Raw genomic sequence first — 14,854 nt, forward strand, 5'->3', positions numbered from 1 at the left:
TAAGCTTAATATTTTAAAAGTGCAATAATACAAAATTTGACCCGGGGTATCATAAAAATGCCGCCCCGGAACTAGTGTTCCGCGGCGGCAGGAGATGATCTTTGAGAAAAATATCAGTAACTGAGAATCGTGAATTCTGTCCTCCTGTTTCGCTGATGCTCTTCTTCTGTTTTCGCATTCGGAACAATGAGTTCTCGTTCCCCATAACCTTTGGCTACCATTCTGTCGGCGTCTATTCCTTTGGTATTAAGATAAGTAACAGCTGATTCTGCCCTGTTTTGAGACAATGTCATGTTATATGCGTCCGTCGCACGTGCATCTGTATGAGAACTCAATTCGATCTTCATCGTCGGGTTATCTTTCAGGATCTGAACCAGTTTGTCGAGTTCTATCGCGGCGTCGGATCGGATATTGTATTTATTCAAATCATAATAAATGTTTTCCAGAACGAATGTCTTGTTCAATTCCAGCTTGTCCAGTTTGATCGTCACATTGAATGTCGTATCAGTCAATTCTTTGGATAAAAAGATCGGGGGAATAGAGCGTCCGTTCATTGAGAATGGCTCACGTTTGCTGATATAGCCTTTTCTTTCTACCAGCAATGAGTAAGACTTACCTTCTTCGACGGGCTGTTTTCCAAATTTACCTTCGGAATTGGACGGCAACTGGGCAATTTGTGTGTCCGAGGTATCTGGTAAAATATGGATAATAGCCGAATCGATCGGGGTCTGACTTTGTGAGTTTGAAACAACATTACCTCCGAGGAAATACCGGACAACTTTCGGCTTTCCATTAATATAGTTCGGGTTGTTGGGATTAAGAGGATTATTGGGATCGTTGTTTTGAGCAACGGTGGTACTGTCAGGCTCCTCAGGTGACGCGAAGTAGTAAATGTCATCATCTCCTTTGCCACCATCACGATTGGATGCAAAAAAGCCTTTTTTGAGATTTTGGTAAAATACCAAACCGAAATCATCCTGTGGACTATTAAAAGGCAGTCCCAGGTTTTCAATAGATATTACTCCTTGGGTACGGGTTGCAGAGAAAAGATCGAGCTTGCCTAATCCCGGATGGCCATCTGAAGCGAAATAGAGTTTTCCTCCTTCGGCTACATATGGAAACATTTCGTCGCCTGCGGTATTAATGTCCCTGCCCATGTTTACAGGTTTGCTGAAACGTCCCGAGGCGTCCATATTGGTACGGTAAAGGTCTATCCCACCTGCTCCGCCTGCGCGGTTGGAGGCGAAGTAAAGCGTTTTACCGTCTCGCGAGAAAGCCGGCGAGCCGTCCCATGAAAGAGAATCATTGATAGGCAGAATAGCTGGAATGGTCCATTGACCTCCCACATTGCGGCTCATATAAAGATCGACATCGAGTGTGCCTTTCTTTTTACCATTGTTTCCACGGGCAAAAACGAGGGTCTTACCGTCAGGTGAAAATGCTGGAGAGGCTTCATTGGCATCCCCGGCAAATATTTCCTTGCTGAATAGGACGGGAGTGCCTTGTGTGGTGCCTGCATCTTGCGAGATGGATACTTTGTAAAGACCCAACATTGCCTGGCCATTGTTTTTATAGATCTGGTCCTTTTTTGAAGAGGAAAATACCAGCTCGCTGCCTAGGATGGTCGGCGAAAATTCAGAACCTGCTGTATTAAGCGGGATATCTTTCAGTTCAACCTCCATTTTCTCAGTTTTGAGACGATCTGCAATTCTGAGAATTTCAACTTCTCGCAATGCTCTTTCCTGCAAATTCTTGGCACCGGCTGTGTCTTTTGCAAAAGCCGCAAATTGAGTGGCTGCTTCTGCATACTGACCATTGGTCTTTAAGGCATATGCATATTGAAATTTTGCGTCAGGACTAACCAGGCCACCATCCAGCGCTTTTTGATAATAAGGTATAGATTCTTTGAAGCGGTTGGAGAGCCGGTATGACTCCGCGATGAGGTAGTTGGTTTTCAAGGGCTCGTAATTCGCCGCGGCAGCTTTCTGAAATCCTTTAATGGCAAGTTCATATTCTCCGTTTGAAAATTTCTTTTGCCCGTCCTTGTAAGCTTGCATAGCTGAGTTGCAGCCAGAGAGGTACACACTTATTGTAACCAGACAAAGTATGAGGGTTAAATGACTTCGCAAAAGTTTCATAATGTAAAGTATAAAATCAAACGATCGACGCGCACAATGGGTTTTTGAAAAGCAATACTAATAAACAACGTTTGGAAATAAAATTCCGGATATTATACATGAAGATTTTTATTCAGCCAGTTACTTCGTGTTTTTTTTACCCAAAATTGGCCTCAGGTATGCACCAGCCAATATAACATGAACCATTGTTCTCAAATATATACCAATAGTTTGTTTTAAACGCTTTTGTAAAAAAATATACTAACAGTTTGTAAATCAATGCGAGTTTCTTACTTTTGCAGTCCGATTTTTCGGGAAAACTGTTTATATAACAATAGACTGGTAAAGTAACCTAGTCAAAATCAATTTGTTAAATGCCAACTATTTCACAATTAGTCCGTAAAGGTAGAGAGACCATTACATGGAAATCCAAGTCGCCGGCTTTGGATTCCTGCCCTCAGCGTAGGGGTGTGTGCACCAGGGTGTACACTACAACGCCAAAGAAACCGAACTCCGCTCTTCGTAAAGTAGCCCGTGTTCGTCTTTCCAACAACAAAGAGGTGAATGCCTACATCCCAGGAGAAGGCCACAACCTGCAAGAGCACTCGATCGTTTTGATCCGCGGTGGTCGTGTGAAAGATTTACCAGGTGTTCGTTACCACATTATTCGTGGTGCATTGGATACCGCTGGTGTTAACGGACGTAAACAACGTCGTTCTAAGTATGGTGCTAAGCGTCCAAAACCAGGACAAGTTCAGGCAGCGCCAACAAAAGGTAAGAAAAAATAAAAAGTAACTCTCTCTGCTTTTATTAAGTAATTAATCTGATAAAAGGGAAGTAATCCGGGTTTTGTTCCGGGTGAATAAGTTGCAAAACGAAACCTCGTGTAAAAAAATTAAGACAAAATGAGAAAGTCGAAACCAAAGAAAAGATATATCCTTCCTGATCCGAAGTTCAGGGATGTTCAGGTGACCAAGTTTGTTAACAACCTGATGTTCGAAGGAAAGAAGAGCATTGCATTTACCATTTTCTACGATGCTTTGGCATTAGTTGAGAAAAAGACCAGCGAAAACGGTCTTGAAACATGGAAAAAAGCATTGAACAATGTAACTCCATCTGTTGAAGTAAAAAGCCGCCGTGTAGGTGGTGCTACTTTTCAGGTTCCAACCGAAGTTCGTCCTGAGCGTAAGCAATCATTGGGGATGAAATGGTTGATCAACTACTCCCGTAAACGCGGAGAAAAAACAATGGTTGACCGTTTGGCAGGTGAAATTATCGCCGCTGCAAAAGGTGAAGGAGCTGCTGTAAAAAAGAAAGACGATACGCACCGTATGGCAGATGCCAACAAGGCGTTCTCACACTTCAGGTTCTAGGGAGTCCGAAGTTAATAATATCAAGCCGGATGCTGCATTTGCAGTATCCGGCTTTTTGTTTGTAACTGAAAGTTGATATCTTTTGCTTATGACTGGCAAATTGAATAATTTTCAACCACTTACATAGCTACTCATTAACAAACCGGTCATCTGTTATTATGCGAATTCTTTATCTTTTTCTACTATGTCTTTCCACTCTATTTTTGGCCTGTAAAAAGGATAAGAAGGAGGTTGATCCAGTTGTTGTCGCTCCTGAGAGAGCATACACAGATACTTCCAAAATTGCATTGTCTTCCAACTTCGAGTCGTACCTTATCAAACAGAAGATAGATCCGGTTGCTGTACCGGACGGATTTGTTTTGTATCGGGACATTAAAGAAGTTGATACTTTGATCATAAGTGAGCCGATTGGGGTAAGTACTTCGTTGAAAGGGATTGACGGGTTTACAAACCTCCGGTATTTTAGCAGTAAGGGCTTGACGGTTGATACATTAGACTTTAGCCAGAATAAAAAGCTTCAATATTTTGACTATCAGCCTGCCGCTCATTGTATGTTTTGCACTACTCTTAGTGTATTAAACTTTGGAAAAGTTAATAGTCTAAGACATTTGAGGCTGGAAAGTAGTCAGGTAAAGTCCTTTAACATCGGTGACCTTAAGTTGCTTAACTCGTTGCAATTGATTACCAACTTTGGGATACGAAGTCTTGATGTTTCTGGTTGTAAAGAATTGAAAATGATTACAACCATGGGTGCATTGTCGAACTTGACATTAGGAGATCATCCAAAATTGGAGATCATGAAATGCGGTAAAGAGCTTCATGGAGCGAAAATAAGTAAGTATCCTGCTCTGAGGATTCTTCATGTGTATTGTGATGGAGTGGTTGACCTCGATTTTAGTAAACACACTGAACTAGAGGAGGCTCATATTATAGATCCCAATAAATTGTCAATTGACTTAACTAAAGCGGTAAAATTAAAACGGGTGATGGTGGATGGGCAGACCAACTGGACCCAAATCGCTATTGATCTTAGTCAAAACAAGGAATTAAAAGAATGCTATCTTTTTGCCACCAACATTAAAACCATTTGTGTTAGCTCTATGTCCATGGTCAGTACAGTGGATTGGAAACGGGATAGTACAGCTGAATTTAAGGTGTGCCACTGAGTCATCTGTAAATTTTGTCATCTGTTTTTGAATTAAATAAAAAATTAACCTCCTCATAATTGTTTTTATAATCAACAATTTATACTTTTGCGCTCTGAATTTTTGGAAGCACTGTGTTTTGTAGTCTTCAAAAAGTTCAAAATGCTTCGGATTGAATTGCACATCGAATATAAAATAACACATCACCATCTGTCATGGCACGTGATCTAAGATTAACAAGAAACATTGGTATTGCTGCGCACATTGATGCAGGTAAGACAACCACAACGGAGCGTATCCTTTATTACGCAGGGGTAAGCCACAAAATTGGAGAAGTACATGATGGTGCTGCTACAATGGACTGGATGGAGCAGGAGCAAGAGCGTGGTATTACAATTACGTCAGCTGCTACAACTGTTGATTGGAACTACCGTGGTGAGAAATATCATATTAACATTATCGATACACCGGGGCACGTTGACTTTACAGTTGAAGTAAATCGCTCACTTCGTGTATTGGATGGTCTTGTATTCCTTTTTAGTGCGGTTGATGGTGTTGAGCCTCAATCTGAAACTAACTGGCGTCTGGCTAACAATTACAACGTTGCGCGTATCGGTTTCGTAAATAAAATGGACCGTTCCGGTGCAGACTTTTTGAAAGTTTGTACACAGGTTAAAGAAATGCTTGGAAGCTACGCTGTTCCTCTTCAATTGCCGATTGGTGCTGAAGATTCTTTCAGGGGTGTAGTCGACTTGGTAAACTTCCGTGGCATCGAATGGAATGAAGAAGATAAAGGGATGACTTTCAGGGAAGTTCCTATTCCTGATGATATGCTTGAGGAAGCAACTGAATGGAGAGAAAAATTACTTGAAGCTGTTGCCGAATTCGACGACACTTTAATGGAAAAATACTTTGAAGATCCAACTTCAATTTCAGAAGACGAAATTCTTGCGGCTTTACGTGCAGCAACGATCAGCATGAAAATCGTTCCTATGGTTTGCGGTTCTTCATTCAAAAACAAAGGTGTTCAAACGATGCTTGATTACGTGATGGCTATTTTGCCTTCACCTCAGGATCGCGAAAGCATTATAGGGACTGATCCGCGTACGGGGCTTGAAATTTCACGTCAACCAACGGATTCTGATCCTTTCTGTGCATTAGCATTTAAGATTGCAACTGACCCTTATGTAGGACGTCTTTGTTTTATTCGCTCCTACTCAGGATACCTTGATTCGGGTTCTTACATCTTGAACAACCGTTCAGGAAACAAGGAGCGTATCTCTCGTATTTTCCAAATGCATGCTAACAAGCAAAATCAAATTGATCGTCTTGAAGCGGGTGATATTGGAGCGGTTGTAGGTTTCAAGGATATTAAGACTGGTGATACATTATCTGATGAAAAGAATCCAATTATTCTTGAATCAATGGTGTTCCCTGAGCCGGTAATCGGTTATGCTATCGAGCCTAAGAAAGCGGCTGACAGCGATAACTTCTCTAAGGCTATTACTAAATTGATCGAGGAAGATCCTACGTTGCAAGTTGAAAGTAACGAAGAAACCGGACAGACGATCATTAAAGGAATGGGTGAGCTTCACCTTGAAATCATCATCGATCGTATGCGTCGTGAGTTCAAAGTGGAAGTAAACCAAGGTGCTCCTCAGGTAGCTTACAAAGAGATTCTTACTAAGAATTTTGAACACCGTGAAGTTTACAAGAAGCAAACAGGTGGTCGCGGTAAGTTTGCCGATATCGTATTCGAAATCGGACCACGTGACGATAACGAAGAAGGCAAAGAACCAAAAACAGGTTTGCAGTTTGTTAACCAGATCGTAGGTGGTACTATTCCTCGTGAATTTATCGCTCCGATACAAAAAGGTTTTGAAGCTTCTATGTCAAATGGTGCTCTTGCAGGATATCCTTTGGATTCAATGAGAGTGCGTTTGTTCCACGGTTCATTCCACGATGTCGATTCAGATGCACTATCCTTCGAATTGGCGGCTAAAATTGGGTTCAAAGAAGCTGCACGTCATGCGGGTTCTAAATTGATGGAGCCGATTATGCACGTAGAAGTGCTTACACCTGATGAGTACACAGGACCTATCACAGGTGACCTTAACCGTCGTCGTGGTTTGATGAGAGGTATGGATTCACGTAATGGAGCGCAGGTTATCAAATGTGATGTTCCGTTGTCTGAACTTTTCGGATATGTAACAGATCTTCGTACAATGTCATCCGGACGCGCTACTGCTTCTTTGACATTTGCATACTACGAAATCGTTCCAAACAATATCGCAGAACAGGTAATTGAAAAAGCGAAAGGCTTAGTTAAAGCATAAAACATTGGTGTGTGTTATTCAGTTAACACACACCATTTTATTTATAAATATTAAGCAAGTGAAGTAAATGGTTCTTTCACTTGTGGATTGTCGGAACAAGTTTCGTTCAAGTATTCTCAGAACCGGAAATAATAAAGAAAGATGAATCAAAAAATTCGTATCAAACTAAGGTCGTTTGACCACAATCTGGTTGACAAGTCAGCTGAGAAGATTGTAAAAGCAGTAAAGGCTACAGGAGCGGTTGTAAGTGGCCCAATTCCTTTGCCAACAAAGACAGAGAAGTTTACTGTTCTTCGTTCTCCACACGTTAACAAGAAGTCAAGAGAACAATTCCAGCTTTGTACTTACAAACGTTTGGTTGATATCTTCTCTACTAGCGCAAAAACAGTTGATGCCCTGATGAAACTTGAATTGCCAAGCGGGGTTGACGTAGAGATTAAAGTGTAGTTTAAGCGACTTATTTGATTAAGTCAAGAATATAAATTGGATGAAGGTCCGGTCTCCGGAAACCACATCTGAGCTCAGAAGAAACAAAAGAAGTACTTTCTTAACGGGAAGCTTTCAGGTTTCGGAAAACGGAGGTCAGATGTGTTCAACATCTGACCTTTTTTGCTGATAATCAGCGAGAAATATTTTAATACTGCTAGGATACTAAAAATTGATTTTTTACCTTTGCAGTCCGTTTTAAAGAATAAGGGTTTTACCTGCTAATTTTAATTTCAAAACATGTCTGGTTTAATAGGTAAGAAAATCGGAATGACTAGTTTGTACAATGCTGACGGGCAGGCTCTGGCATGTACTGTGATCCAAGCTGGTCCTTGTGTTGTTACACAAGTTAGGTCCGAAGAAAAGGATGGCTATAAAGCTATCCAACTAGGTTTTGGAGAGAAGAAAGAGAAAAGCTCTTCACAGCCTATGATTGGTCACTTCAAAAAAGCCAACACAACTCCCAAGCAAAAATTGGTTGAGTTTAAGGAATTCGAAGTGGAGCATGAACTTGGAACTTCATTATCCGTACAGGATATCTTTGAAGAAGGTGAGTTTGTTGACGTTGTTGGATCTGCCAAAGGCCGCGGTTTTCAGGGTGTTGTAAAACGCCATGGTTTCGCCGGGGTAGGAGGTCAGACTCACGGTCAGCACAACAGAGCCCGCCACCCAGGTTCGATTGGTGCCTGTTCATTCCCATCACGCGTATTTAAAGGCATTCGTATGGGTGGACGCATGGGTAACAATCGTGTAAAAATTCAGAATTTACGTATTCTGAAAGTGATACCTGAGCAAAACCTTTTGGTTGTAAGTGGCTCTGTACCGGGTTCAAAGAATTCATTTCTAATCATTGAGAAATAGTACCAATGGAACTGTCCGTATTAAATATAAAAGGAGAAGATACCGGGAAGAAGGTAAGTGTGTCGGAGGAGATCTTTGGCATTGAACCGAACACCCATGCGATCTATCTCGATGTGAAGCTGTACCTGGCTAACCAACGCCAAGGCACGCACAAGTCTAAGGAACGTGCAGAGGTGAATCACTCTACTCGTAAAATCAAACGTCAAAAGGGAACCGGTGGTGCCCGTGCAGGTAGCATTAAATCTCCTGTGTTTGTAGGTGGTGGTCGTATATTCGGACCAAGACCTCGTGACTATGGTTTTAAAATCAACAAGAAAGTAAAAGCATTGGCTCGTAAGTCGGCTTTTTCTGCCAAAGCTAAATCTGATTCGATTTCAGTTCTTGAAGCATTTTCATTTGATGCCCCGAAAACAAAATCGTATTTGAATGTTTTGAACTCGCTTTCATTAGTGAATACAAAGACATTACTGATTCTTCCATCTGTTGACAGCAATGTATATCTGTCAAGCCGTAACATTCCAAAAGCAAAAGTTACAACAGTGGACGCGGTCAATACTTATGACCTGATGTATGCAGACCGTCTTTTGATAAGTGAATCTGCTCTGTCTATTTTGGAAACCCAATTGAACAAATAACGATGAGTGTACTGAAACGTCCGATTATAACCGAAAAGGTAACGGCTCAGGGTGGTCAAGGAAAATATGCCTTCGAAGTGTCCCTTACTTCTAATAAAGTAGAGATCAAAAAGGCTATTGAAAAACTGTTCGGGGTTACCGTAGAAAGCGTTCACACCATGCGCAGCATTGGTAAAAGTAAATCCCGCACTTCGGGAGGTAAATTTGTAAGTGGAAAAACGTCAACTATCAAGAAGGCTATTGTAACGGTAGCTGAAGGCGAGATCATCGATATCTACGGTGAAGCATAAGAATAGTTGAGCGATTCAAATCTTTGACGAGTTAATAGCAAATGGCAGTTAAAAAATTAAAACCGACAAGTGCTGGTCAGCGTTTCCGCTCGGCTCCTACATTTGAGGAGATCACAACAGCGAAACCTGAGAAAAGTCTTCTGGAAACCATCAAGAGAACGGGTGGTCGTAATAGCCAGGGACACATGACCATGCGATATATAGGTGGTGGTCATAAAAGGAAGTATCGTGTTATAGATTTCAAAAGAAATCGCTTCGATGCACCGGCTACCGTTCTTACAATAGAATATGATCCAAACCGTTCAGCGCGCATCGCCCTTGTTCAGTTTGAAGATCAGGAAAAAAGATACATCATTGCTCCTAACGGATTGAAAGTTGGGCAGGTAATTGTTTCTGGTAATTCAGTTGCTCCCGAAGTTGGAAACGCACTTCCATTAAGTGCAATGCCTATCGGTACAATTGTTCACAACATTGAGCTTACTCCTGGCAAAGGAGGCCAGTTTGCAAGAAGCGCAGGAGCTTATGCACAACTTGTAGCAAGAGAAGGCAAATATGCAGTTCTTAAAATGCCTTCTGGCGAAATGAGAATGATCCTTTCTACTTGCATCGCTACTGTTGGAACTGTATCCAATGCAAGTCACATGAATGTTGCTTTGGGTAAAGCAGGTCGCAGAAGATGGTTAGGTCGTCGTCCACGTGTACGTGGTGTTGCAATGAACCCAGTCGATCACCCAATGGGTGGTGGTGAGGGCCGTTCGTCCGGAGGGCAGCCTCGGTCAAGAAATGGTCAATTTGCAAAGGGTCTCAAAACTCGTGACCGTAATAAGCATTCTGAGAAATTGATTATCAGCCGTCGTAAAAAATAATAGTATAACATGGCACGCTCATTAAAAAAAGGACCGTATATCGACTTTCGTCTTGAGAATAAAGTAACTGTGATGAACAGTGCTGCTCGCAAGTCAGTTATCAAAACATGGTCTCGACGCTCAATGATTTCGCCTGATTTTATCGGGCATACATTTGCGGTTCATAACGGAAACAAGTTTATCCCTGTTTATGTAACTGAGAACATGGTTGGTCACAAACTGGGAGAGTTTTCTCCAACACGTAACTTCCGTGGCCACACAGCAAAAAAAGATAAAGGTAGAAAATAATTAGTCGACGATAGCTGGTTCTGAACAAGAACGAGCCTATATCTGAAAGAACATGGAAGCAAGAGCTATATTAAAAGATGTGCCTACTTCTCCTCGGAAGATGAGATTAGTAGCCGACATGATTCGCGGACAAAAGGTCAGCAAAGCGTTGGCACTTTTAAAGTTTCAACCAAGAGCCTCTTCACCAGTTTTGCATAAAGTTTTACTTTCTGCTGTAGCCAACTGGCAACAATTGAATGAAGATGCGAAGCTGGAAGACGCAGATCTTATTGTTAAAACCGTATTTATAGACGGTGGACGTATGTTAAAGCGCTTGCGCCCTGCACCTCAAGGAAGAGCACACAGAATCCGTAAGCGGTCGAACCACATTACAATCGTGATAGACGACGCGTCGGTTTCGACCTCTGGTGCAGATAAACAAGCAGTAATCACCGAATCATAAGTAAAACGATCTATATCGAATGGGACAAAAGGTTAATCCTATAGGTCTGAGACTAGGAATTGTTAGAGGATGGGAGTCAAGTTGGTATGGAGGAAAGGACTTCTCTGACAAATTAGTTGAGGACGAAAAAATCCGTAACTACATCAAAGCGCGTATCCCAAAAGGATCGATTTCAAAAGTAGTTATCGAACGTACGCTAAAACGTATCACATTGACCATCCATACTGCCCGTCCGGGAATTGTAATTGGTAAAGGTGGTAGCGAAGTTGATAAAATTAAAGAAGAGCTTAAGAAGATCACAGGAAAGGATGTTCAGATTAACATCTACGAGATCAAACGTCCTGAGATCGATGCTAAATTGGTAGGTGAGGCAATCGCTCAACAATTGCAGGCTCGTATCTCTTACCGTAGAGCAATGAAGCAATCAATTGCATCCGCTATGCGTGTAGGAACCCAGGGAATTAAGATTCGTCTCGCGGGACGTCTGGGTGGTGCAGAGATGGCACGTACGGAAGAGTATAAAGAAGGTCGTATACCGCTTCATACATTGAGAGCAGATATCGACTACGCAATTTCAGAAGCTCAAACTATCTATGGAAAAATAGGTATCAAAGTTTGGATCTTCAAAGGTGAGTTGTACGGAAAGCGTGATTTGACTCCAAGTGCAGCAACAGCTGCTTCTGACAGAGCTGAAAGAAGTGCATCTGGCGGAAGCGATCGCGGTGGAAATGATCGTGGCGGCAGAGACAGAAGAGGTGGTCGCGGTGGAAACGATGGTGCTCCTCGCGGTGAAGGCGGAGGAGGCGGAAGTGAAGCCGACCGTCGCAAAAGAAATAAGAATAAGAAGAAGTAATCAGACATTTTCCGGTTTAGGCCGGGTCAAATAGATTAGAATCATGTTACAGCCGAAAAGGACAAAATTTCGCAAGCAACAAAAGGGAAAAGGATCATATAACGGTCTGGCAACTCGTGGACATGAGATCGCTTTCGGATCATTTGCTATCAAAGCTCTTGAACCAGGTTGGTTGACTGCACGCCAGATTGAAGCGGCCCGTATCTCGGTAACACGTGCTATGAAACGCGAAGGTCAGGTTTGGATCCGTGTTTTCCCAGACAAGCCAATTACCAAAAAACCTGCAGAGGTTCGTATGGGTAAAGGTAAGGGTGCTCCTGAATATTGGGTAGCTCCAGTTAAGCCGGGTACAATCATCTTCGAAGCGACTGGTGTTGCACTGGATACCGCAAATGAAGCATTGCGTTTGGCTGCACAAAAGTTGCCAATTAAAACCAAGTTCGTGGTACGTCGGGATTATCAGGAATAGGGTTATCCCAAATGTATTAAGAACGCTAATTATTTAAAGCAATGACTAGTAAAGAAATAAAGGATCTGTCGCAAGATCAGCTTAAAGAGCAGATCGCCCAAGAGAGAGAGCGCTTACTAAGGTTGAAATTTGCTCACGCTATTTCTCCAATCGAAAACCCTTTGCGTATTCGCGCCTCACGTAAGGAAATTGCAAGACTCTTAACAGAGCTGTCGGCTAAAACTAACCAACAGTAAATCAGTTTAGAAATTATGGAGGCAACAGAAAGAAATTTACGTAAAGAAAGAGTAGGCAAAGTAGTGAGCAACAAAATGGAGAAATCCTGTGTGATCACTGTTGAGCGTAAAGTGAAGCATGCCAAGTATGGTAAGTTTATGACTAAAACTACCAAGCTAATGGTGCATGACGAAACAAATCAGGTGGGAATCGGTGATACGATCCGTGTGATGGAAACTCGTCCGCTAAGTAAAAATAAGCGTTGGAGATTAGTAGAAATCCTTGAAAGAGCTAAGTAACAATGGTACAGCAAGAATCAAGACTGTCGGTAGCAGACAACAGTGGAGCGAAGGAAGTACTCGTAATTCGTGTACTTGGTGGAACTGGCAAACGCTATGCCTCAGTAGGCGATAAGATCGTCGTAACAGTAAAGTCTGCTCTTTCTTCGAGCAATATGAAAAAAGGAACGGTTTCAAAAGCCGTTGTGGTACGAACCAAAAAGGAAGTACGACGTAAGGATGGTACTTATATCCGGTTTGAAGATAACGCGGCAGTTTTATTGAACAACAATGATGAACCTCGTGGTACACGTATCTTTGGCCCGGTTGCACGGGAGCTGCGCGAAAAGCAGTTTATGAAGATTGTATCATTGGCACCTGAAGTGTTGTAAGAAATCAAAGTGTAAGTATTTCTTTAAACTGAAAAGAGAATACCTCAAATGGAAAGTAAAAATAAAAAGGCACCAGCTAAATTGCATGTTCGCAGTGGAGACACTGTGAAGGTAATTTCAGGTAACGCAAAGGGCGAGACAGGTGTAATTAAGAAAGTGCTTGTAGAAAAGCTAAGAGCTACTGTTGAAGGAGTGAATTTGATCACAAAACATGTGAAACCTAATGCACAAAATCCTCAGGGTAGTATTGAAAAACGCGAAGGTGCTATTCATATCAGCAACCTGATGGTTGTAGATCCTAAAACAGGAGAAGCAACAAGAACTGGCCGTAAAGCTGACGATAAAGGAAAGTTGCAACGGTATTCGAAAAAGACTGGAAACATTTTGTAGTCCACAATTTCAGAATTAGTTGAATTTATAATTAAGCAGTGGGTCGGTAATCCACGATAATAAATTTAAAAAAATGGCACAGCCAAGACTAAAAGAAAAATACGTAAGCGAAGTTGTTTCGCAGCTGAAGGAAAAATTTCAGTACAAATCAAGCATGCAGGTTCCTCGCCTGACCAAAATCGTTATCAATAAAGGTATCGGTGCAGCAGTAGCGGATAAGAAGCTTGTTGATACAGGGGTTGAAGAGCTAAGCCTAATCACAGGACAGAAAGCGATTGCAACTATTTCTAAAAAGGCGGTTTCGAACTTCAAACTGCGTGAGAACATGCCGATTGGAGCGAAAGTTACTTTGCGCGGAGATCGTATGTATGAGTTTCTGGATCGTTTGACAGCTATCGCAATGCCCCGTGTTAGAGACTTTAAAGGTATCAGCGATAAGGGTTTTGATGGACGCGGTAACTACACGTTTGGTGTTAAAGAGCAAATTATATTTCCTGAAATAAGCATCGAAAAGGTGAATAAAATTACAGGAATGGATATCACATTTGTTACTTCAACCAATTCAGACGAAGAAAGTTATGAGTTGTTGAAAGCACTGGGTATGCCCTTTACTAATGTGAATAAATAAGGATAATTCTTAATATAAGATATTTACCGACAATGGCAAAAGAATCAGTTAAAGCACGGGAGAGAAAAAGACAAGAGCTAGTTGCTCGTTATGCTGAGAAGCGTACGAAGTTGAAAGCAGCTGGTGATTGGGTGGGTCTTGACAAGTTACCACGTAACTCTTCTCCTGTTCGTCTGCATAACCGATGCAAAATCACGGGAAGACCTCGTGGATATATGCGAAAATTCGGGATTTCGAGAGTTCTGTTCCGGGACATGGCCTCTGATGGAAAAATTCCGGGTGTTACAAAATCAAGTTGGTAAGATACTTTCAATTCTGATTTCAATTACTTAACTTTGCACTCCCGTTTAAAAGGGGTGTTTAAACTAGGCATAAAAATGTTAACGGATCCCATAGCAGACTATCTGACGAGACTCAGAAACGCTATCAAAGCGAAGCACAGGGTTGTTGAGATACCTGCATCCAACATAAAAAAAGAGATTACAAAAGTACTTTTTGATAAAGGGTATATTCAGAGTTATAAATTTGATGAAGTAGGTCCTCAGGGAACGATCAAAATAGCTCTGAAATACAATCCTGTGACAAAGCAATCTGCAATTGTTAAATTGGAGAGGGTTAGTAAGCCTGGACTGCGTAAATATTCAGGTTCATCAACATTACCCCGCGTTCTAGGTGGTTTAGGTACAGTGATTATCTCTACATCTAAGGGTGTAATGACGGATAAAGAAGCTAAAACACTCAATGTTGGTGGTGAAGTGTTATGTTTCGTGTATTAATATTTTAAAGTTA

21 protein-coding genes are annotated in these 14,854 nt (G+C 41.7%); 20 read left to right on the forward strand and 1 reads right to left on the reverse strand.

The genetic code is table 11. The annotated features are described in order from the left end of the window. Positions 1 to 113: 113 nt before the first annotated feature. Positions 114 to 2,138, reverse strand: coding sequence for a CHU_0125 family OmpA-like outer membrane integrity protein (locus ON006_RS28340; protein WP_510185782.1), 2,025 nt, complete (start codon positions 2,136 to 2,138; stop codon positions 114 to 116). A gap of 353 nt (positions 2,139 to 2,491) precedes the next feature. Between ON006_RS28340 and rpsL the strand changes: the two genes are divergently transcribed. From rpsL to rpsH, 20 genes are all read left to right on the forward strand, one after another. Further along, positions 2,492 to 2,905: a 30S ribosomal protein S12 gene (gene rpsL / locus ON006_RS28345; protein ID WP_244821561.1), complete on the forward strand. Its 414-nt coding sequence runs from the start codon at positions 2,492 to 2,494 to the stop codon at positions 2,903 to 2,905. 117 nt (positions 2,906 to 3,022) lie between these two features. Continuing rightward, positions 3,023 to 3,490 (forward strand): 30S ribosomal protein S7, encoded by a 468-nt coding sequence (rpsG, locus tag ON006_RS28350; RefSeq protein WP_244821562.1) that lies wholly within the window; start codon positions 3,023 to 3,025, stop codon positions 3,488 to 3,490. 158 nt (positions 3,491 to 3,648) lie between these two features. Continuing rightward, positions 3,649 to 4,656 (forward strand): hypothetical protein, encoded by a 1,008-nt coding sequence (locus ON006_RS28355; protein ID WP_244821563.1) that lies wholly within the window; start codon positions 3,649 to 3,651, stop codon positions 4,654 to 4,656. A gap of 194 nt (positions 4,657 to 4,850) precedes the next feature. Then, positions 4,851 to 6,971 carry an elongation factor G gene (fusA, locus tag ON006_RS28360; protein ID WP_244821564.1) on the forward strand — a complete coding sequence of 707 codons (2,121 nt, stop codon included), beginning with the start codon at positions 4,851 to 4,853 and terminating at the stop codon, positions 6,969 to 6,971. Positions 6,972 to 7,112: 141 nt separating this feature from the next. Next, complete coding sequence (gene rpsJ, locus ON006_RS28365) at positions 7,113 to 7,418, forward strand: 30S ribosomal protein S10 (RefSeq protein ID WP_015813787.1); 306 nt, start codon at positions 7,113 to 7,115, stop codon at positions 7,416 to 7,418. 279 nt (positions 7,419 to 7,697) lie between these two features. Further along, positions 7,698 to 8,318, forward strand: a complete 621-nt coding sequence (gene rplC / locus ON006_RS28370) for a 50S ribosomal protein L3 (RefSeq protein ID WP_244821565.1) — start codon at positions 7,698 to 7,700, stop codon at positions 8,316 to 8,318. Between the two features lie 5 nt (positions 8,319 to 8,323). Then, on the forward strand, positions 8,324 to 8,953 hold the full coding sequence (gene rplD / locus ON006_RS28375) for a 50S ribosomal protein L4 (RefSeq protein WP_244821566.1): 630 nt from the start codon (positions 8,324 to 8,326) through the stop codon (positions 8,951 to 8,953). A 2-nt stretch (positions 8,954 to 8,955) separates the two neighbouring features. After that, the gene (gene rplW, locus ON006_RS28380) at positions 8,956 to 9,243 is read left to right on the forward strand and encodes a 50S ribosomal protein L23 (RefSeq protein WP_025764313.1); all 288 of its coding nucleotides are present in this window, start codon (positions 8,956 to 8,958) and stop codon (positions 9,241 to 9,243) included. Positions 9,244 to 9,284: 41 nt separating this feature from the next. Next, positions 9,285 to 10,109, forward strand: coding sequence for a 50S ribosomal protein L2 (gene rplB / locus ON006_RS28385; protein ID WP_244821567.1), 825 nt, complete (start codon positions 9,285 to 9,287; stop codon positions 10,107 to 10,109). A gap of 9 nt (positions 10,110 to 10,118) precedes the next feature. Beyond that, positions 10,119 to 10,397: a 30S ribosomal protein S19 gene (rpsS, locus tag ON006_RS28390; RefSeq protein ID WP_115830811.1), complete on the forward strand. Its 279-nt coding sequence runs from the start codon at positions 10,119 to 10,121 to the stop codon at positions 10,395 to 10,397. A gap of 52 nt (positions 10,398 to 10,449) precedes the next feature. Further along, complete coding sequence (gene rplV, locus ON006_RS28395) at positions 10,450 to 10,839, forward strand: 50S ribosomal protein L22 (protein ID WP_244821568.1); 390 nt, start codon at positions 10,450 to 10,452, stop codon at positions 10,837 to 10,839. 19 nt (positions 10,840 to 10,858) lie between these two features. After that, positions 10,859 to 11,692 (forward strand): 30S ribosomal protein S3, encoded by an 834-nt coding sequence (rpsC, locus tag ON006_RS28400; protein WP_244821569.1) that lies wholly within the window; start codon positions 10,859 to 10,861, stop codon positions 11,690 to 11,692. Positions 11,693 to 11,735: 43 nt separating this feature from the next. Beyond that, complete coding sequence (gene rplP / locus ON006_RS28405) at positions 11,736 to 12,161, forward strand: 50S ribosomal protein L16 (protein WP_138480884.1); 426 nt, start codon at positions 11,736 to 11,738, stop codon at positions 12,159 to 12,161. A 41-nt stretch (positions 12,162 to 12,202) separates the two neighbouring features. Beyond that, on the forward strand, positions 12,203 to 12,397 hold the full coding sequence (gene rpmC / locus ON006_RS28410) for a 50S ribosomal protein L29 (RefSeq protein ID WP_244821570.1): 195 nt from the start codon (positions 12,203 to 12,205) through the stop codon (positions 12,395 to 12,397). A 15-nt stretch (positions 12,398 to 12,412) separates the two neighbouring features. Continuing rightward, positions 12,413 to 12,676 (forward strand): 30S ribosomal protein S17, encoded by a 264-nt coding sequence (gene rpsQ, locus ON006_RS28415; RefSeq protein WP_082217005.1) that lies wholly within the window; start codon positions 12,413 to 12,415, stop codon positions 12,674 to 12,676. 2 nt (positions 12,677 to 12,678) lie between these two features. Further along, on the forward strand, positions 12,679 to 13,047 hold the full coding sequence (rplN, locus tag ON006_RS28420) for a 50S ribosomal protein L14 (protein ID WP_026631237.1): 369 nt from the start codon (positions 12,679 to 12,681) through the stop codon (positions 13,045 to 13,047). A gap of 48 nt (positions 13,048 to 13,095) precedes the next feature. Next, complete coding sequence (rplX, locus tag ON006_RS28425) at positions 13,096 to 13,437, forward strand: 50S ribosomal protein L24 (protein ID WP_244821571.1); 342 nt, start codon at positions 13,096 to 13,098, stop codon at positions 13,435 to 13,437. A 73-nt stretch (positions 13,438 to 13,510) separates the two neighbouring features. Next, the gene (rplE, locus tag ON006_RS28430) at positions 13,511 to 14,065 is read left to right on the forward strand and encodes a 50S ribosomal protein L5 (RefSeq protein WP_244821572.1); all 555 of its coding nucleotides are present in this window, start codon (positions 13,511 to 13,513) and stop codon (positions 14,063 to 14,065) included. 32 nt (positions 14,066 to 14,097) lie between these two features. Continuing rightward, positions 14,098 to 14,367, forward strand: coding sequence for a 30S ribosomal protein S14 (gene rpsN / locus ON006_RS28435; protein ID WP_138480892.1), 270 nt, complete (start codon positions 14,098 to 14,100; stop codon positions 14,365 to 14,367). A gap of 75 nt (positions 14,368 to 14,442) precedes the next feature. Continuing rightward, entirely contained in the window at positions 14,443 to 14,841 is a 399-nt protein-coding gene (gene rpsH / locus ON006_RS28440; protein ID WP_031528740.1) for a 30S ribosomal protein S8, read from the forward strand. The last annotated feature ends 13 nt before the right edge of the window (positions 14,842 to 14,854 follow it).

Origin of the sequence: Dyadobacter pollutisoli (assembly GCF_026625565.1) — a bacterium.
In the GTDB taxonomy this organism is placed as follows: Bacteria; Bacteroidota; Bacteroidia; order Cytophagales; family Spirosomataceae; genus Dyadobacter; species Dyadobacter pollutisoli.